Here is a 16,945-nt window from a genome sequence, read left to right on the forward strand (position 1 = left end):
TCCCGTAGGGAAAACCCCCACCGCTGATTTCTGACGTTCTCCTGACAATTGGGGTTTCTTCCGACAGCCCTCTGGCTGCCGCTGGCGCATCATGCGGGGCAAGGCGGGACGCGCGCGTGCGGCCGCCGATCACCCCGCGACAGGAAGGTCGGATGAGACGGTTTGTGAAGCTCGGGTTGCTGTTCGCTGCGGGCGCGCTGCTGAGCGCGTGCGGCGGTGCGGCGGACGTGGACGACGCGGATTCGGATGCTGTGACTTCGTCCGCAGCGGCAGACGGTCTTACGGCGTTCGAGCGCGAGCACGGGATCGGGCCGATCAAGCAGCCGGTGGAGCTCGGTGAGCCGGACGCGACCCTGGCGAGCGCGGGCGAGGAGATCTTCCGGATGAAGTGCACGGCGTGCCACCGCGTGGAAGAGCGCTACATCGGCCCCGCACTGGGCAACGTGCTCGAGCGCCGGTCCGCTGCCTACGCGATGAACATGATGATGAACCCGACGGAGATGACCCAGCGGCATCCTGTCGCGAAGGGACTGCTGGCGGAGTACCTGGCGCCGATGCCGTTCCAGGATCTGACGGAGCAGGATGCGCGGGCGATCGTCGAGTACCTGCGGACCGTGGCTGACAGCGCGGCGAGCGCGCAGGCGGCCGCACAATGAACACCCAACGATCTGGAGAGAACAGGATGAGCATGCGCAATCGAGTGCTGCTCGGTGCGGCTGCGGTCGGCGTGGTAACCGCGGGGCTGTGGGCATGCGGGAGTACGGGACGCAGTGGCCCCTCGCTGTCCGCGGCGGACGCGGCGTCGGCCGTCTACGTGGCGCCGGGCGAGTACGACGAGTTCTACGCGTTCATGTCGGGTGGCTTCAGCGGCAACCTGACAGTCATGGGTCTTCCGTCGGGCCGCCTGCTGAAGACGGTGCCGGTCTTCTCGCAGTTCCCGGAGAACGGCTGGGGCTACAGCGAGGAAACGAAGGCGATGCTGCAGACGTCGTACGGCTTCGCAGCGTGGGACGACGCGCACCATCCGGAGCTCTCCATGACGGACGGCGTGCCGGACGGCCGCTGGATCTTCATCAACGCGAACAACACGCCGCGCGTGGCGCGCATCGACCTGGCGGAGTTCGAGACCAAGGAGATCGTCGAGATCCCGAACAGCGCCGGCAACCACGGCTCCCCGTTCATCACCCCGAACAGCGAGTACCTGGTCGCGACCAGCCGTTTCTCGGTGCCGGTGCCGAACCGCGACATGTCGATCAGTGAGTACACGGGCAACTTCAAGGGCATGCTCTCGTTCGTGCGTGCGGACCGGGCGGGTGAGATGGACGTCGCGTTCCAGATCCTGGTGCCGGGCTACAACTACGACCTGGCGCATGCGGGCAAAGGGCCGAGCGACGGCTGGATGTTCTTCACCTCCTACAACGCGGAAGAGGCCCACACGCTGCTCGAGGTCAACGCCTCGAAGCGGGACAAGGACTTCATCGCGGCCGTGAACTGGAAGCGGGCAGAGGAGTGCGTCGCGCAGGGCAATGCGCGCAGCATGCCCGCCCGTTACGTACACAACGTGGTCGGCGATGACCATGTCGCGCGCTCGGAGCTGAAGGAGAGCGTGACGGTGCTCGAGCCGGCCTCGTGCGAGCGGCTCGTGTACTTCCTGCCGACGCCGAAGTCGCCGCACGGCGTGGACGTCGACCCGAGCGGCCGGTTCATCGTGGCGGGCGGCAAGCTGGCGACGGTGATCCCGGTGCATTCCTTCGAGAAGATGATCCAGGCGATCGAGGAGGAGGAGTTCGAGGACGTGATCGATGGCATCCCGGTCCTCGAGTACGACGAGATCATCGCGGGTGAGGTGCAGGATCCGGGGCTGGGCCCGCTGCACACGGAGTTCGACGGCCGCGGCTACGCATACACGACGGCGTTCATCAGCTCCGAGGTCGTGAAGTGGCGCCTGGAGGACTTCACGGTGGTGGATCGCATCCCGGTCTACTACTCGGTGGGCCACCTGATGATTCCGGGTGGCGACAGCCGCGAGCCGTGGGGCAAGTACCTCGTCGCGCTGAACAAGATGACCAAGGACCGCTACCTGCCGACGGGTCCCGAGCTCGCACACTCGGCGCAGCTGATCGACATCAGCGGTGACAAGATGAAACTCCTGCTCGACTTCCCGACGATGGGCGAGCCGCACTACGCGCAGGCGCTGCCGGCCGAGCTGCTGATGGAGAAGCAGGTCAAGCTGTACCGGCTGGACGAGAACACGAACCAGTACGCCGTGAAGAGCGAGGCGGACACGCGCGTGACGCGCAACGGCCGGCGTGTCGACGTCTACATGACGGCGATCCGCAGCCACTTTGCGCCCGACAACATCGAGGGCATCGAGGTCGGTGACACGGTCTACTTCCACGTCACGAACCTGGAGCAGGACTGGGACGTGCCGCACGGCTTCGCCGCGCTGGGAATGGAGACGGCCGAGCTGCTGATCATGCCGGGCGCGACACGCACGCTTACATGGGTACCGACACGCGTGGGCATCCACCCGTTCTACTGCACGGACTTCTGCTCGGCGCTGCACCAGGAGATGCAGGGCTACGTCCGGGTCAGCCCGCGCGGCAGCAACGTGCCGCTCGCGTGGGGCACGGGCGGCGCGCTCAGGTCGCAGCCCGTAGCGGCGCAGTAAGCGATGACTGTCGAGCGTGAGCTGCACGGAGACAAGGACATGAAGACCAGACTGACGAACCGGACACGCGCCCTCGTTGCCATGGCAGCACTGCTGCTCGTGCCAGCGTTCTTCCTGCCACTGTGGACGATCAATCTGGACGCGCCGCAGTACCCGGAAGGACTGGGCATGGACATCATGGTCAACACGATCCGCGGCCAGGGCGAGTGGGACCTGCAGAACATCAACGGGCTGAACCACTACATCGGCATGAAGGAGATCCATCCGGAGTCGATCCGGGAGCTCCAGGTCATGCCGTGGCTGCTCGGCGGGCTGGCTGCCTTCGGTCTCGTCGTGGCGGCAGCCGGCCGGCGCCGGCTGCTGCAGGGCTGGGTCATAGCCTTCGTGCTGCTCGCGCTCGCGGGCCTCGTCGACTTCTACATCTGGGGCTACGACTACGGGCACAACCTCAACCCCGACGCGGCGATCAAGGTGCCCGGCATGGCGTACCAGCCACCGCTGATCGGGAGCAAGCAGCTGCTCAACTTCACCGCCTATTCATGGCCGGGCATCGGCGGGATGCTGATGATCGCGTCGCTGCTCATCGGCATCGTCATGCTGTGGCTGGACGGGCGCCGGAGCCCCCGCGCCCCCGAGGAGAAGGCTGCAACGGGACGCGTGAGCGTGGGAGAGCTGGGGCATGCGCGGGCCTGACACCCGGTGGGTGCTGCTGGTGGTCACCCTCGTTGTGACCGCCGGCTGCACACCCGAGCCGACACCCATCGTGTACGGCGACGACGTCTGCACACACTGCCGCATGAGCATCGTGGACGATCGGTACGGCAGCGAGCTGGTCACGCGCACGGGCCGGACGCACACCTTCGATTCGATCGAGTGCCTGGCCGACTACGTGCTCGAGATCGACGAGCCGGAATCAGTGCACTCACTCTGGGTCACGTCCTTCCAGCATCCCGGTGAGCTCGTTGCTGTCGAGGACGCCCACTTCCTGCACAGCGAAATGCTGCGCAGTCCCATGGGCGCGAACCTGACGGCGTTCCGCAAGGACGCGATCACACCGACGGCTCTCGTCAATTCCTTCGGCGGCGTGATCATGAGCTGGGACGAGGTCCTGGAGCACGTGCGCCACAACGGCCACGCGCATTCGGGTCGTGCCCCTTCTGCCGGACCGCAAGCGACTGGCGGCTCGGCCGATCACGTCGGGCATGCAGCGACCGGCGCGCACGCAGCCGGCGCCGGCATCGCTCCATGAATGCCGCACTGCTCCTGCTTGCTCTCGCACTGCCCGTCGGTGACACCCTGGTCGTCTCGCTAACGGGTTCCTACCGCACGGTCGGCGATGCGGTGGCCGCCGCGCCAGCCGGTGCCACGGTACTCGTCCGGGCAGGTGTCTACCGGGAGCCGACGATCCGGATCGGGCGCCGGCTGACTCTGCAGGGTGAGCCCGGAGCTGTGCTGGACGGCGAGGGCGAACGGCAGATCCTGCACGTGAGCGCGGACAGCGTGGTGATCCGTGGCCTCACGCTTCGCAACGTGGGCCGCAGCTACATCGACGACCGTGCCGCAATCACGATCGAGGATGCGTCGTGGTGCGAGGTTTCGGATAACCACATCGAAGACGCGTATTTCGGCATCTACCTGGCCAACGCCGGCTGGTGCGTGATCCAACGGAACGTGCTCATCGCGCGCGAGCCGCGCGAGACCGCGTCCGGCAACGGCATCCACCTCTGGTACTCCAAGGAGATCGATGTCCGGGACAACATCGTGCGCGGGCACCGTGACGGCATCTACTTCGAGTTCGTGGAGGACAGCCGGGTGTCGGACAACCGTGCCGAGGGCAACCTGCGCTACGGGCTGCACTTCATGTTCAGCGACCGCTGCTCGTACGACAACAACGTGTTCCGTGCGAACGGCGCAGGCATCGCCGTGATGTACACGAAGCACGTCACCATGACGGACAACCTGTTCGAGCGAAACCGTGGCGGGGCCGCCTTCGGGCTGCTGCTCAAGGACATCACCGACAGTGAGCTGACGGGCAACCGGTTCATCGAGAACAGCGTCGGCATCATGGCGGAAGGCCTGAACCGCACGCGCGTGGCGGACAACGCCTTCGTGCGCAACGGCTGGGCGGTCAAGCTGATGGCGAACAGCGAGGACAACGTGTTCACGGGCAACCGGTTCGACGGCAACACCTTCGATGTCGCGACCAACAGCCGCCAGAACTTCAGCACGTTCGAGGCGAACTGGTGGGACCGCTACCGCGGTTATGACCTGGACCGAGACGGTTATGGCGACGTCCCGTTCCGCCCCGTACGGCTGTTTTCACTGGTCGTGGAGCGGAACGCGCCGTCGCTCGTGCTGCTGCGCTCGATCTTCGTCACACTGCTCGACCTGGCGGAGCTGGTCGCGCCCGTGCTGACACCTGCGACCCTGATCGATGAGCGACCGCTGATGCGGAGGGCGTCATGACCGTAAAGCTGTCGGGCGTGCGCAAGGCGTTCCGCGGCCGCACCGTGTTGGACGGGGTCGACCTGGACATCCGGCCCGGGCGCGTGAGCGCGATCCTCGGGCCGAACGGCAGCGGCAAGACGACGCTGATCAAGATGCTGCTCGGGCTGGTCCGTCCGGACGGCGGCACGATCGAGATCGGCGGCGAGCGCATCAACGGGGACTGTGCCTACCGCCAGCGCATCGGCTACATGCCGCAGGCCGCACGCTTTCCGGAGAACCTGAGCGGCCGCGAGATCCTCGCGATGCTGGAGGACCTCCGCGGGCCGGGCACCGCTGTGGACCGCACGCTCATCGATGAGTTCGCGCTCGAACCGGAGCTGGACAAGCCGGTCCGCACACTGAGCGGCGGCAACCGGCAGAAGGTCAGTGCCGTGACGGCGTTCCTGTTCCACCCGGAGCTGGTGATCCTGGACGAGCCGACGGCGGGGCTCGATCCGATCGCGAGTGGCGTGCTCAAGGACCGCATTCACCACGAACGGGAGAGCGGCCGCACGATCCTGATCACCAGCCACGTTCTCAGTGAGGTCGAGCAGCTCGCCGACGACATCGTGCTGCTGCTCGACGGCGGCGTGCTCTACTGCGGCGCGCTTGCGGAGCTGCGTGCCATGACGCAGGAGAAGTCGCTGGAGCGCGCCGTCGCTTCCCTGCTGATGCGTCGCGGCGTGAAGGAGGCGGCATGACGCTGCACGCCAACGGCCTTTACCAGCAGGGACAGCAATGACGACGCTCAAGATCCTGAAGTACGAGCTCGCGGACGTCGTGCGGGGCCGCTGGTTGCCTGCATACGCCGCCTTCTTCCTGCTCGCCACCGAGGCGCTGCTGCGCTTCGGTGGAACAGGCGAGCAGGCACTGCTGTCGCTGATGAACGTGGTCCTGTTCGTGTCACCGCTGATGAGCCTCATCTTCGGCAGTGTCTACCTGTACGGCGCCCGCGAGTTCAATGAGCTGCTGCTCTCTCAGCCGGTCAGTCGGCGCCAGCTGTTCGGCGGGCTCTATCTGGGATTGTCGCTGCCCCTCGCCCTGGCATTCGCACTCGGCGTCGGGATCCCCTTTGCCGCAAGGCTCGGTGCGACGGGTGGCATGGCCGCCCTGATGGTGCTGCTGGCGATCGGGTTCGTGCTGACCCTGGTGTTCACGGCGATCGCGTTCCTGATCGCCGTGCGGCTCGACGATCGCGCGCAGGGTCTCGGCGCCGCGGTGCTGCTCTGGCTGCTGGTCGCAGTGGTCTACGACGGGCTCGTCATGCTCGGGGCGGCCATCTTCATCGACTATCCGCTGGAGAAGCCGCTGCTCGCGCTGATGGTGCTGAACCCGCTGGACCTGGCGCGTGTGATCCTGCTGATGTCGTTCGATGCCGCGGCGCTCATGGGGTACACGGGCGCCGTCTTCCAGCGCTTCTTCGGAAGTCCGGCAGGGCTGGCGGTCGCCTCCGCAGCGCTCATGATCTGGATCATCGTGCCGCTCGCAGGTGCGCTGCGACTCTTCGGGCGGAAGGACTTCTGAGGGTCCTCGCGGTGCGCGCGGCGGACGGCTTCCGCGGCTCCCGTCTCAATCGAACAGATCGAGTGTGTCGGGGGGCGCGTTCCGCCGGTCCGCGGACTCCTCCGGCTGCGGCGGCTCGTCCGGTTCCGGGGCGTCCGGCGCGGTCGGTGAGGTAACCGGTCGCCCTTCCGCGGGCGCCTCGGCCGCGGCGGTCTGTTCCACCCCCTCGTCCAGTGACGCCGCCTCCGCGTCCTGCAGAGACACCTGTCGCTGGTCCAGCTTGCCCACACCCGGCTGCGCGACGTCGCCTGTGTGCGGCGCCTGCTCCTGGCGCTCCTCGGCGACCCGGCCGCGGCCGTGTGCGCGGGCGGGCTCCCGCGCGTACGCGGTCTCCGAAGCATCATCGGCGCCCGGCCGATGCCGGTACAGCTCGCGGCCGAGCGACCGGTCGTAGCCCGTCCAGCCCGCCGGCCCCGCCACGGTCGCCAGCATGCTGATGGCGTGCTGCATCTTGGCGTCGAGGTCGTCCGCATAGTGGAGGATGTACGCCTCGAGCGTGCGCGGCTCGCGTGGCGACTGCCACTCGTAGCGCCCCTGGTGGCTCGCAACCAGGTGCTGCAGCAGCGTCAGCCGCTGCGGCGTGAGCTGTCGCACCGACTCCGCAGCCTCCACCACCATCTGCATGCCGAGCACGATATGCCCGAGCAGCTTGCCCTCGTCCGTATACGGGAATCCTGCCCGTGCCCCGATCTCGCGCACCTTGCCGACGTCGTGCAGCAGTGCGCCGGTGATCAGCAGGTCACGATCGATGTGCGGCTCGTAGTGCGCGGCGAGCATGTCGCAGACGTGAGCAATCGAGAGCGTGTGCTCGATCAGCCCGCCGAGGTACGCATGGTGGTTGTACTTGGCGGCAGGCGCGAGCCGGAACCCCGCGCCCAGGTTGGTCCCCGCACCCAGCATGGTCTCGAGCAGCGCCCGCAGCGCGTCGTCCTGCACGGACGCGATCAGCACGGCCAGCTCCCGATCCATCTCCTCCGGGTCGCGGGGCGAGCGCGGCATGAAGTGCTCGAGGTCGTCGAGACCGACGTGAATCTGCGCGATCTCCTCGACCTTGAGCTGCCGCTCGCCGTTGAACACCTCCACGCGGCCGCGCACGCCGACGTACATCCCGTCGCGCAGGGAATCCGCGATCTGCTCGGCCATCTCCCAGACACGCCCCTCGAGCGCACCGTGCACGTCCTGGAGCTGCAGGCGGAGGTAGGGCTTGTCGGTCTTGGTGCGGAGCGTCTGCACGCTCACGAGGAAGTAGCAGGCGTGATAGATGTCGCCTGGACGCACCGAGGCAGCGGGCGGCCACGGAAAAGGGCCGCCCGCGATCCAGTCGCGCGGGCCGGGCAGCGGACGCTCGTTCACGCGTTCCGGCGCCAGCGTACGGATCCGTCGACGATGGTCATCTCGGGTGCTCCGCGCAGTGTCATCCCCTCGAACGGTGTGTTCCGGCTCTTGGAGAGGAACCTGGTGCGATCCACGGTCCACTCCCGCGCGGGATCGAACACCGTCACGTCGGCGATGCTGCCGCGGCGCAGCGTACCACCCGGCAGCGAAAACGCACGCGCCGGCGCACAGCTCATTCGCTCGATCAGCTGCGCAAGAGTGAGCACCTTCTTCTCCACGAGCTGGGTCACGGCGACCCCGAGTGCCGTTTCCAGCCCGACGAGGCCGAACGGCGCATCCTCGAACGCCTGCTCCTTCTCGTCGTAGTGGTGCGGCGCGTGATCCGTCGCGATGACGTCCAGCGTGCCGTCACCGACGCCTTCGATCACAGCTGCACGATCTTCGGGGCGCCGCAATGGCGGGTTGACCTTGGCCTCCGTGCGGTACTGCTCACAGGCCTCATCGGTCAGCGTGAAGTGGTGCGGCGTGCCCTCGGCCGTGACGGACACGCCCCGTGCCTTGGCATCACGGATCATCGCGACGCCGGCCCGTGTCGAGACGTGCTGGATGTGCAGCCGTCCGCCGGTCAGCTCCGCCAGCAGCAGGTCGCGCGCGATGACGACGTCCTCGGACGCGTTGGGAATGCCGCGGATGCCCAGCCGCGTCGAAACGATGCCTTCATTCATCGAGCCGCCCGCCGACAGCGAATGGTCCTCGCAGTGCTGCGCGACCGGGATGCCGAACGTGCGTGCGTACTCCAGGGCCAGGCGCATCAGGCCTGCATCGGCGACCGGCCTGCCATCATCGGTAATGGCGACGGCGCCCGCTTCCGCCATCTCGCCGATCAGCGTGAGTCGCTCCCCTTTCATTCCGAGCGACACCGTTCCGGTCGGGTACACACGGGCGAAGCCTGCGCGGCGTCCTTCCGCACGCACGAACCCCACCGCCGCCGGATCGTCGATCGGCGGATCCGTGTTCGGCATCGCGCAGACGGCCGTGAAGCCGCCGGCCAGGGCCGCACGTGCTCCCGTCGCGATCGTTTCCTTGTGCTCCCCGCCCGGCTCGCGCAGGTGCACGTGCACGTCGATCAGGCCGGGTGCGACGACGAGGCCGCTGACGTCGAGGACCTCGGCGTCGTCGGGCGTGCCGAAGCCGGTGCCGACAGCTTCCACCTGGCCCCCGACCAGCAGCACGTCCGCCGTGCCGTCCTGTCCTGTCGATGGATCGATGACGTGTCCGCCGCGCAGCAGCAGCGGCCGTGTCCCGTTGGTTGCCATCCTCAGCGACTCACCCTTCCGCCTTTGCAGCCTCCGCGCGGTCGGGCGCGCCACCGGCGAGGAGGTAGAGCACGGCCATGCGCACGGCGACGCCGTTCGTGACCTGGTTCAGAATTACCGACTGCGGACCGTCCGCGACGTCGCTGTCGATCTCGACACCCCGGTTCATCGGGCCGGGGTGCAGGATCAGCAGATCACGAGGCGCTCGCTCGATCCGCTCGCGCGTCACACCGAACACGCGGTTGTACTCGCGCAGGCTGGGGATGAAGCCCGCCTGCATCCGCTCCAGCTGCAGGCGCAGCACGTTCAGCGCATCCGCCCACTCGATCGCCTCCTCAATGCGGTCGAACACCTGCACGCCGAGTTCCTCGACACCGATCGGCAGCAGCGTGCGCGGTGCGCAGACGGCCACTTCCGCGCCCAGCTTGGTCAGCCCCCAGATGTTCGAGCGCGCGACCCGCGAGTGCAGCACGTCGCCCACGATGCAGACCCGCAATCCCTCGATGCGGCCGAGGTGGTCGCGCAGCGTCAGCATGTCCAGCAGCGCCTGCGTCGGATGCTCGTGCCGGCCGTCGCCGGCGTTGACGACATTGGATGGGATGCGTTCCGCGAGGAACTGTGCCGCACCGGACGAGCCGTGCCGGATGACGACCATGTCGATGCGCATCGCCTCGAGGTTGCGCGCCGTGTCGACCAGCGTCTCGCCCTTCTGCACGCTCGAGCCGGTGCTCGCGATGTTGACGGTGTCGGCGGAAAGGCGCTTCTCGGCGAACTCGAAGGAAATGCGGGTGCGGGTGGACGCTTCGAAGAAGAGGTTGACGATCGTCTTGCCGCGCAGCACGGGCACCTTCTTGATCGCCCGTTCGCTGATCTCCTTGAAAGGATCAGCCGTATCCAGGATGCCGCGGATCTGTTCGGCCGTGAGCCGCTCGAGACCGATCAGGTCCTTGCCGAGCGGGGTTGCCGCAGGATTCATGGGCTGGCCTCCCCGCCGCGCAGCTCGACCGCGAGGCGATCGTCCAGCTCCGGCACCAGGACTTCCACGCGACCGCCCGGCCTCACCTGCACCACGCGACCCACCACGTCCGGCTGGATCGGCAGCTCGCGCCCGCCCCGGTCGACCAGCACGCACAGGAAGATGCGAGCGGGCCGTCCGAAGTCGGCCAGTTCGTCCAGTGCGGCTCTCACGGTGCGGCCGGTGTAGAGGACGTCGTCGATGATCACCAGTCGGCGGTCGTCGATGCCGCCCTCGGGCAGACGCGTCTCGCCGAGCACCGGACGCGGGCCGATCGCCGTCAGGTCGTCGCGGTACAGGGTGATGTCGAGGGTGCCGACCGGCGGGCGCGTGGCCTCGGCGCCCTCGATCTCGCCGGCGATGCGTTCGGCGAGCTGCACGCCGCGCCGCTGGATGCCGAGCAGCGAGAGCCCTTCGACGCCTGCGTTCAGCTCAACGATCTCGCGCGCCATGCGCGCGAGCGTGCGCGTCACAGCGCGCTCGTCCATCAACTGCTGTCGCTGCGGTTCCGCGCTCATCAGGATGTGCCGGTGCGTGACAGGATTCTTCTTCGCGACGGAAGCTAGGCGGGGGGTCTGACAGCGTCAACGCCACGCAGCGGCCACGCTTTACACGATCGTCCCCGGCCCCTACTTTCGGCGGCCAGCCCACTGCGCGATGGCGCGCCCGAGCCCGCCGCGCGACTGGTCCCATCGAATCCCGGAGCTGATCCGAAGATGCCCGTCGAACCCGGCTGGCTCAGCCTGCTGCCGCCGCTCGTCGCGATCGTACTCGCCCTCGCCTTCCGCGAGGTCGTGCTGTCCCTGTTCGCCGGCGTCTGGTTCGGTGCACTCCTGGTCGCGAACTGGAACCCGGTCGTCGCGTCCATGATCAGCGTCGACCGGTTCGTCGTCGAAGGCCTCGCCGACAGCGACAAGATCTCGATCGTCGTCTTTTCCCTGATGCTCGGCGGGATGGTCGGCGTCATCGGCAGGAGCGGCGGCACTCTCGGACTCGTCGAATCGATGCGTGGCCTCGCCACGTCGGCCCGGCGCGGCCAGATCATGGGCTGGCTCGCCGGCATCATCATCTTCTTCGACGACTACGCCAACACGCTGATCGTCGGCAACACGATGCGGCCCGTCACCGACCGGCTGAAGGTCTCCCGCGAGAAGCTCGCCTACATCGTCGACTCGACGGCCGCCCCCATGGCGGCGATCGCAGTGATCTCGACCTGGGTCGGCTTCGAGATCTCGCTCATCGGCGACGCGCTCTCGACTGCGGCCGCGCAGACGACCGACCCCGCGGGCGCCGCACAGCTGATGCAGGGCGCGCAGAATCCCTTCAACGTGTTCCTGCACTCGATTCCGTACCTGTTCTACCCCATCTTCGCACTGATTTTCGTGCTGCTCGTCGCCCTCACCGGCCGCGACTTCGGACCGATGCTGAAGGCGGAGCGTCGCGCGCGGAGCGGTCGCGGCGTGAGCGCGCCCGGAGCGCGACCCGCAGTCGATGTCACCAGCGGCTATATGTCTCCGCCCGAAGGCATCCCACATCGCTGGTACAACGCCGCCGTCCCCGTCCTGACCGTCATCTTCGTCGCACTGATCGGCATCTTCTACACGGGGGCGCAGGAAGCGCCGGCGGGTGCAACGCTCTGGGTTATCGTTGGCGGCGCGGATCCGTTCAAGACGCTCATCTGGGCATCCTTCGCGGGCAATGTGGTCGCGATCACGATGGCGGTCGCACAGCGCGTGCTCCCCCTGGGCGAAGCCCTCGAGGCCTGGGTCAACGGAATGCGTGCGATGCTGCTGGCGATCATCATCCTGGTGCTCGCCTGGGCGCTGGGCGGCGTGACCGAGGCGCTGGGCACCGGCCCGTACCTGTCCGGGCTGCTGCAGAACACGCTGCCCATCGGCATGCTGCCCGTGATCGTTTTCCTCACGGCCGCGGCGATCTCCTTCGCCACGGGCACGTCCTGGGGGACCATGGCGATCCTGTTCCCCGTGGCCATCCCGCTCGCCGTCGCCATGGGTGCCGGCGTCGATTTCGACGGCGGCTCCCATTACAGCATCCTGCTCGGCGTGATCAGCTCGATCATGGCGGGCTCGATATTCGGCGATCACTGCTCGCCGATCTCCGACACCACCGTGATGAGCTCCATGGCAAGTGCATGTGATCACATCGACCACGTGCGCACGCAGATGCCCTACGCGGTCGTGGTGGGTCTGGTCGGCATGCTGATCGGCGACATCCCCACTGCGTATGGTGTTCCCCCCTGGGTTTCCCTCGCGGTGGGAATCATGCTGCTCTACCTGATTCTTCGCTTCGTCGGCAAGCCGGTGGACGAGGGCGGGACGGTTTCCGTCGCGGAGGAACAGCAGCCTGCGGCCGCAGGCATCTGAACGGCGTGGAATGGGCCTGAGTGCGAGCAGGCGAGGAGTGGCGGCCCCCCTCGCTCCGCTCGGCAGATGCGCGGCTGATTCCGATTCTGAGGATCAGCCGCGCGCTGTTTCGCGGCGTGCGCGGAAGAACGCCCGCAGGAGCTCACCGGCCGGCTCCGCCAGCACGCCGGCCGTCAGCTGCATCCGGTGATTCAGCCGCGGATCCTGCACGATGCAGCCGAGCGAGCCGCACATCCCGCTCTTCGGGTCCGCCGCCGCATAGATCAGCCGCCGGATCTTCGCCAGCACCAGCGCACCCGCGCACATCGCGCAGGGCTCGAGCGTCACGTACATCTCCGCGTCGAGCAGCCGTGCACTGCCGACCTTTGCAGCTGCGCGCCGAAGCGCGACCAGCTCTGCGTGCGCGGTCGGATCATTGTGGGTGCGTGTCAGGTTCCAGGCTTCGGCGAGGATGCGATCGTCCTGCACGATCACGGCGCCAACGGGCACTTCCTCGACTGCGCGGGCGGCATGCGCGAGCTCGAGGGCACGCTGCATCCACGCAGCGTCCCGCGAACCGGGGGGTGTGAGCACGACGTCGCCTGCCCGGGGCGCCGGTCGCATCGGGACTCAGGCGTGCGCTGCGAGCTCGCCCAGCGCGCGATCGATGCGTGCAAGCACCCGCTCACGGCCGAGCACCATCGCGACTTCGAAGATCCCGGGCGAGACCGCCTGGCCGAGCAGGGCGACACGCAGCGGGTGGATCAACTTGCCTGCGCCCACACCGAGCGTTTCGGCACATGACCGCAGCGCTGCCTCGAGCGAGCTCTCACTCCACCCCTCCAGCCCGGCAAAGCACTCGTACAGCGCCCGCAGGCGGGCGCCCGTATCCGCATCCTTCCAGTGCTTCGCGACAGCCGCAGGATCGTATGTGAAATCGTCGCTCAGGTACGCCGCACCGTATTTCGCGAAATCGTCGATCGTGCGCGCGCGGGTCTTCAGGAGGTCGATCACGGCGTGCAGCCTCGCGCCATCCTGCCGCAGCGTCGCAGGATCCAGCGTGCCGGCACGCTCGAAGGCATCGAGGACAAGGGGCTCCAGCTCCGCTGCACGCATGCGCTCGATATACTGCCCGTTCATCCACTCGAGCTTCGCCGGATCGAACACCGCGCTCTTGGCGTTGATGCCCTCGAGCGAAAAGCGCGCGACCAGCGCGTCGCGCGTGAACAGCTCTTCCTCCGTCCCGGGGTTCCAGCCCAGCAGCGCGAGGAAGTTGACCATCGCGTCCGGCAGGATGCCCTGGTTGCGGTACTCGCCCACCGCCGTGGCACCGTGCCGCTTGGACAGCCGCTTGCCGTCCGAACCGAGAATCATCGGCACGTGCGCAAACGTCGGGACGGGCTTCCCGAGTGCCCGGTACAGCAGGATCTGCTTCGGCGTGTTGGATACGTGATCGTCACCGCGGATCACGTGCGTGATCCGCATCTCGATGTCATCGCTGACCACCGCGAGGTTGTAGATCGGTGTGCCGTCGCTGCGCAGCACGACGAAGTCCTCGATATCCGCATTCGCGAACCCGATTCGACCGTGCACCGCGTCGTCCCATTCCGTACGCCCTTCCGGCACGTGGAAACGGATCGTGTGCGGCTCGCCGGCCGCAGCGCGCCGCTTGCCATCATCGGACGAAACGGTGCGCAGGCAGAGCCGGTCGTAGCGGAAGGCGTGCGGGTCCGTTCCTTCCGCTGCGCTCCGCCGCTCCTCCAGCTGCTCCGGCGTGCAGAAACAGCGGTACGCCCGTCCCCGCTCCAGCAGCATGTGTGCATCGGCGACATGCCGCTGCAACCCGTCGGCCTGGTGGTACGGCCCCTCGTCCCACGTGAGGCCGAGCCACTCCATCCCCTCCAGGATCGCGGCCGTGTGCGCATCACTCGAGCGTTCGCGATCCGTGTCCTCTATACGCAGCACGAACACGCCGCCGTGGCGACGTGCCAGCAGCCAGTTGAAGAGTGCGGTGCGCGCCCCACCGACGTGCAGATAGCCCGTCGGCGAAGGCGCGAACCGCACGCGCATTTCATCGGATGTCATGAAGGCGGAAGCTAGAGATGCCCTGCAGGAGCGTCAACGCATGTTGGCGAGTGCCCGGCGCAGGTCGCGCACCAGCTCGGCCTCCCGGTCGTGCGCACGCTGCAGTGCATCGACCGCATCCTCGCGCCCCGCCGATGCCGCATCGCAGAGCAGACCGCGGTAGCGCGCAAGCCGGTCCAGGCGCTCGCACAGCTCGCGCTCGAGCGGATGATCGTCCAGCCCCTCATCGTCGGCCAGCGCCCAGAACGCCTCCAGTCCTGGTGGCACGTCATTCTGCATGTGCTCACCCTCGCGGCCGCGCCGCATTTCAGGAGTCCACCGGATCACCGACTTCTGGTGCAAGCCCCGTTCCCGCCACCCTGTCGCCCCCTCCCGCACTTCCCTATCTTGCGCCCGCCTGTTCCGGACACCTTCCAGGAGCCCGCACTACATGCTCAGCGATATCGAAATCGCGCAGGCCGCCGAGCTGCAGCCGATCCACGCGATCGCTGCTCAGCTCGGCCTCTCCGATGACGAGATCATCCCCTACGGCCGCTACAAGGCCAAAATCCCGCTCGACGTCATCGCACACCGTGAAAGCGAGCCCGGTCAGCTCGTGCTCGTCACCGGCATCAGCCCCACCCCGGCCGGCGAAGGGAAATCCACCCTCTCCGTCGGTCTCGCCGACGCCCTCCGCCAGCGCGGCCAGAAGGTCGTCATCGCCCTCCGGGAGCCGAGCCTCGGCCCCGTCTTCGGCATGAAGGGTGGCGCAACCGGCGGGGGTCACGCCCAGGTCGTACCGATGGAGGACATCAACCTCCACTTCACCGGCGATTTCCACGCGATCACGAGCGCCAACGCACTGCTCGCCGCGATGCTGGACAACCACCTCCAGCAGGGCAACGAGCTCGGCATCGACGTGCGGCGTATCACCTGGAAGCGCTGCCTCGACATGAACGACCGCGCGCTCCGCAGCATCACCGTCGGGCTCGGCGGCGTGGGGGACGGCGTGCCGCGCCAGGACCGCTTCCAGATCACGGCCGCGAGCGAGGTCATGGCCGTCTTCTGCCTGGCCAGCGATCGCAACGACCTCGAAGCCCGCCTCGGTCGCATCATCGTGGGCTACGATCGGGGCAAAGCGCCCGTCCGCGCAGAGTCCCTCCGCGCCAACGGCGCCATGACACTCCTGCTCAAGGAGGCGATCGCGCCCAACCTGGTGCAGACGCTCGAGGGGACGCCCGCCTTCATTCACGGCGGACCGTTCGCCAACATCGCGCACGGCTGCAACTCGCTGATCGCGACGCGTGCGGGTCTCGCGCTCGGCGACGTCGTGGTCACGGAAGCCGGCTTCGGCGCTGACCTGGGCGCGGAGAAGTTCTTCGACATCAAGTGCAGGACGGGCGGGCTGCGCCCTGCTGCCGCGGTCGTGGTGGCGACGATCCGGGCGCTCAAGCTGCACGGCGACGTCGCACTCGCGGACATCACGGTGCCGAATGCGGCGGCCGTGCGGAAGGGATTCGTGAACCTGCAGAAGCACGTGGAGAACGTGCGCAAGTTCGGCGTACCGCCGGTCGTCGCACTGAACCGCTTCGCGACGGACACGCAGGAGGAGATGGCGGTGGTGATGGACGGCTGCCGCGAGATGGGGGTGGAGGTCGCGCTGGCGGACGTCCACGCCAGGGGTGGCGCTGGCGGGCTCGAGCTGGCGGACGTGGTGATCGAGACGCTGCAGGGTGGCGCTGCGGACTTCCGGCCGCTGTATGCGCTGGAGCAGCCGCTCATGGCCAAGATCGAGACCATCGCGCGCGAGATCTACGGCGCGGACGGCGTGGACTACGTCGGCACGGCAGCGCGCGACATCGCCCGCCTGGAGGAGATCGGGCTCCGCGACGTTCCCGTGTGCATGGCCAAGACGCAGTACTCGTTCTCCGACAATCCGACGCTGCGGGGGCGGCCCAGCGGCTTCCGCATCAGCGTTCGCGAGGTGACGCCGTCGGCGGGGGCGGGATTCGTCGTGGCGCACACCGGCGACATCATGACGATGCCGGGTCTGCCGCGTCGTCCGGCAGCGGAGGGTATGAAGGTGCTGCCGGACGGAAGTGTGACGGGGTTGTTCTAGGCGTTGTCAGCG

General features: G+C 67.7%; 16 protein-coding genes. 9 read left to right on the forward strand and 7 right to left on the reverse strand.

Annotation, left to right across the window (positions count from 1 at the left end):
• Nucleotides 1–152: 152 nt before the first annotated feature.
• From VFU06_12250 to VFU06_12280, 7 genes are read left to right on the forward strand one after another with little or no spacing between them, the layout of a single operon-like run.
• A complete protein-coding gene (locus tag VFU06_12250; GenBank protein HEU5210156.1) occupies nucleotides 153–656 on the forward strand; it encodes a cytochrome c in 504 nt (167 codons plus the stop codon).
• 26 nt (nucleotides 657–682) lie between these two features.
• Nucleotides 683–2,671 carry a Sec-dependent nitrous-oxide reductase gene (nosZ, locus tag VFU06_12255; GenBank protein HEU5210157.1) on the forward strand — a complete coding sequence of 663 codons (1,989 nt, stop codon included), beginning with the start codon at nucleotides 683–685 and terminating at the stop codon, nucleotides 2,669–2,671.
• A gap of 39 nt (nucleotides 2,672–2,710) precedes the next feature.
• Complete coding sequence (locus VFU06_12260; GenBank protein HEU5210158.1) at nucleotides 2,711–3,364, forward strand: hypothetical protein; 654 nt, start codon at nucleotides 2,711–2,713, stop codon at nucleotides 3,362–3,364.
• On the forward strand, nucleotides 3,351–3,920 hold the full coding sequence (locus VFU06_12265; protein HEU5210159.1) for a nitrous oxide reductase accessory protein NosL: 570 nt from the start codon (nucleotides 3,351–3,353) through the stop codon (nucleotides 3,918–3,920). The genes VFU06_12260 and VFU06_12265 overlap by 14 nt, the downstream gene beginning before the upstream one ends.
• On the forward strand, nucleotides 3,917–5,137 hold the full coding sequence (locus tag VFU06_12270; protein HEU5210160.1) for a nitrous oxide reductase family maturation protein NosD: 1,221 nt from the start codon (nucleotides 3,917–3,919) through the stop codon (nucleotides 5,135–5,137). The genes VFU06_12265 and VFU06_12270 overlap by 4 nt, the downstream gene beginning before the upstream one ends.
• On the forward strand, nucleotides 5,134–5,859 hold the full coding sequence (locus VFU06_12275; GenBank protein ID HEU5210161.1) for an ABC transporter ATP-binding protein: 726 nt from the start codon (nucleotides 5,134–5,136) through the stop codon (nucleotides 5,857–5,859). The genes VFU06_12270 and VFU06_12275 overlap by 4 nt, the downstream gene beginning before the upstream one ends.
• 37 nt (nucleotides 5,860–5,896) lie before the next feature.
• Nucleotides 5,897–6,682: an ABC transporter permease subunit gene (locus VFU06_12280; GenBank protein HEU5210162.1), complete on the forward strand. Its 786-nt coding sequence runs from the start codon at nucleotides 5,897–5,899 to the stop codon at nucleotides 6,680–6,682.
• A 45-nt stretch (nucleotides 6,683–6,727) separates the two neighbouring features.
• On the opposite strand, the gene VFU06_12285 is transcribed toward VFU06_12280, so the two are convergent.
• The 4 genes from VFU06_12285 to pyrR are packed head-to-tail and all read right to left on the reverse strand — an operon-like array spanning nucleotide 6,728 to nucleotide 10,905.
• Nucleotides 6,728–8,074: an HD domain-containing protein gene (locus tag VFU06_12285; GenBank protein HEU5210163.1), complete on the reverse strand. Its 1,347-nt coding sequence runs from the start codon at nucleotides 8,072–8,074 to the stop codon at nucleotides 6,728–6,730.
• Complete coding sequence (locus VFU06_12290; protein HEU5210164.1) at nucleotides 8,071–9,372, reverse strand: dihydroorotase; 1,302 nt, start codon at nucleotides 9,370–9,372, stop codon at nucleotides 8,071–8,073. Before VFU06_12290 ends, VFU06_12285 begins: the two co-directional genes overlap by 4 nt.
• 10 nt (nucleotides 9,373–9,382) lie before the next feature.
• Entirely contained in the window at nucleotides 9,383–10,348 is a 966-nt protein-coding gene (locus VFU06_12295; protein HEU5210165.1) for an aspartate carbamoyltransferase catalytic subunit, read from the reverse strand.
• Nucleotides 10,345–10,905, reverse strand: a complete 561-nt coding sequence (gene pyrR / locus VFU06_12300; GenBank protein ID HEU5210166.1) for a bifunctional pyr operon transcriptional regulator/uracil phosphoribosyltransferase PyrR — start codon at nucleotides 10,903–10,905, stop codon at nucleotides 10,345–10,347. The genes VFU06_12295 and pyrR overlap by 4 nt, the downstream gene beginning before the upstream one ends.
• Nucleotides 10,906–11,103: 198 nt before the next feature.
• Here pyrR and VFU06_12305 point away from each other — a divergent pair, with 198 nt between their 5' ends.
• Nucleotides 11,104–12,771, forward strand: coding sequence for a Na+/H+ antiporter NhaC family protein (locus VFU06_12305; protein HEU5210167.1), 1,668 nt, complete (start codon nucleotides 11,104–11,106; stop codon nucleotides 12,769–12,771).
• 93 nt (nucleotides 12,772–12,864) lie between these two features.
• Here VFU06_12305 and tadA read toward each other — a convergent pair whose 3' ends face one another.
• Genes tadA through VFU06_12320 form a run of 3 tightly spaced genes read right to left on the reverse strand, consistent with a single transcriptional unit; the run spans nucleotide 12,865 to nucleotide 15,114 of the window.
• The gene (tadA, locus tag VFU06_12310; protein ID HEU5210168.1) at nucleotides 12,865–13,374 is read right to left on the reverse strand and encodes a tRNA adenosine(34) deaminase TadA; all 510 of its coding nucleotides are present in this window, start codon (nucleotides 13,372–13,374) and stop codon (nucleotides 12,865–12,867) included.
• A gap of 6 nt (nucleotides 13,375–13,380) precedes the next feature.
• Complete coding sequence (gltX, locus tag VFU06_12315; GenBank protein HEU5210169.1) at nucleotides 13,381–14,835, reverse strand: glutamate--tRNA ligase; 1,455 nt, start codon at nucleotides 14,833–14,835, stop codon at nucleotides 13,381–13,383.
• Between the two features lie 33 nt (nucleotides 14,836–14,868).
• Nucleotides 14,869–15,114: a hypothetical protein gene (locus tag VFU06_12320; protein ID HEU5210170.1), complete on the reverse strand. Its 246-nt coding sequence runs from the start codon at nucleotides 15,112–15,114 to the stop codon at nucleotides 14,869–14,871.
• Between the two features lie 151 nt (nucleotides 15,115–15,265).
• On the opposite strand from VFU06_12320, the gene VFU06_12325 reads away from it, so the two are divergent.
• Entirely contained in the window at nucleotides 15,266–16,933 is a 1,668-nt protein-coding gene (locus VFU06_12325) for a formate--tetrahydrofolate ligase (protein HEU5210171.1), read from the forward strand.
• Nucleotides 16,934–16,945: the final 12 nt, after the last annotated feature.

It is taken from the genome of Longimicrobiales bacterium, assembly GCA_035764935.1.
Taxonomy (GTDB): domain Bacteria; phylum Gemmatimonadota; class Gemmatimonadetes; order Longimicrobiales; family RSA9; genus DASTYK01.

Excerpts from the sequence above, each read along its gene's own strand:
- VFU06_12250 (HEU5210156.1), top strand. The coding sequence starts at position 153 with ATGAGACGGTTTGTGAAGCTCGGGTTGCTGTTCGCTGCGGGCGCGCTG.
- nosZ (HEU5210157.1), top strand. The coding sequence starts at position 683 with ATGAGCATGCGCAATCGAGTGCTGCTCGGTGCGGCTGCGGTCGGCGTG.
- VFU06_12260 (HEU5210158.1), top strand. The coding sequence starts at position 2,711 with ATGAAGACCAGACTGACGAACCGGACACGCGCCCTCGTTGCCATGGCA.
- VFU06_12265 (HEU5210159.1), top strand. The coding sequence starts at position 3,351 with ATGCGCGGGCCTGACACCCGGTGGGTGCTGCTGGTGGTCACCCTCGTT.
- VFU06_12270 (HEU5210160.1), top strand. The coding sequence starts at position 3,917 with ATGAATGCCGCACTGCTCCTGCTTGCTCTCGCACTGCCCGTCGGTGAC.
- VFU06_12275 (HEU5210161.1), top strand. The coding sequence starts at position 5,134 with ATGACCGTAAAGCTGTCGGGCGTGCGCAAGGCGTTCCGCGGCCGCACC.
- VFU06_12280 (HEU5210162.1), top strand. The coding sequence starts at position 5,897 with ATGACGACGCTCAAGATCCTGAAGTACGAGCTCGCGGACGTCGTGCGG.
- VFU06_12290 (HEU5210164.1), bottom strand. The coding sequence starts at position 9,372 with ATGGCAACCAACGGGACACGGCCGCTGCTGCTGCGCGGCGGACACGTC.
- VFU06_12295 (HEU5210165.1), bottom strand. The coding sequence starts at position 10,348 with ATGAATCCTGCGGCAACCCCGCTCGGCAAGGACCTGATCGGTCTCGAG.
- pyrR (HEU5210166.1), bottom strand. The coding sequence starts at position 10,905 with ATGAGCGCGGAACCGCAGCGACAGCAGTTGATGGACGAGCGCGCTGTG.
- VFU06_12305 (HEU5210167.1), top strand. The coding sequence starts at position 11,104 with ATGCCCGTCGAACCCGGCTGGCTCAGCCTGCTGCCGCCGCTCGTCGCG.
- tadA (HEU5210168.1), bottom strand. The coding sequence starts at position 13,374 with ATGCGACCGGCGCCCCGGGCAGGCGACGTCGTGCTCACACCCCCCGGT.
- gltX (HEU5210169.1), bottom strand. The coding sequence starts at position 14,835 with ATGACATCCGATGAAATGCGCGTGCGGTTCGCGCCTTCGCCGACGGGC.
- VFU06_12320 (HEU5210170.1), bottom strand. The coding sequence starts at position 15,114 with ATGCAGAATGACGTGCCACCAGGACTGGAGGCGTTCTGGGCGCTGGCC.
- VFU06_12325 (HEU5210171.1), top strand. The coding sequence starts at position 15,266 with ATGCTCAGCGATATCGAAATCGCGCAGGCCGCCGAGCTGCAGCCGATC.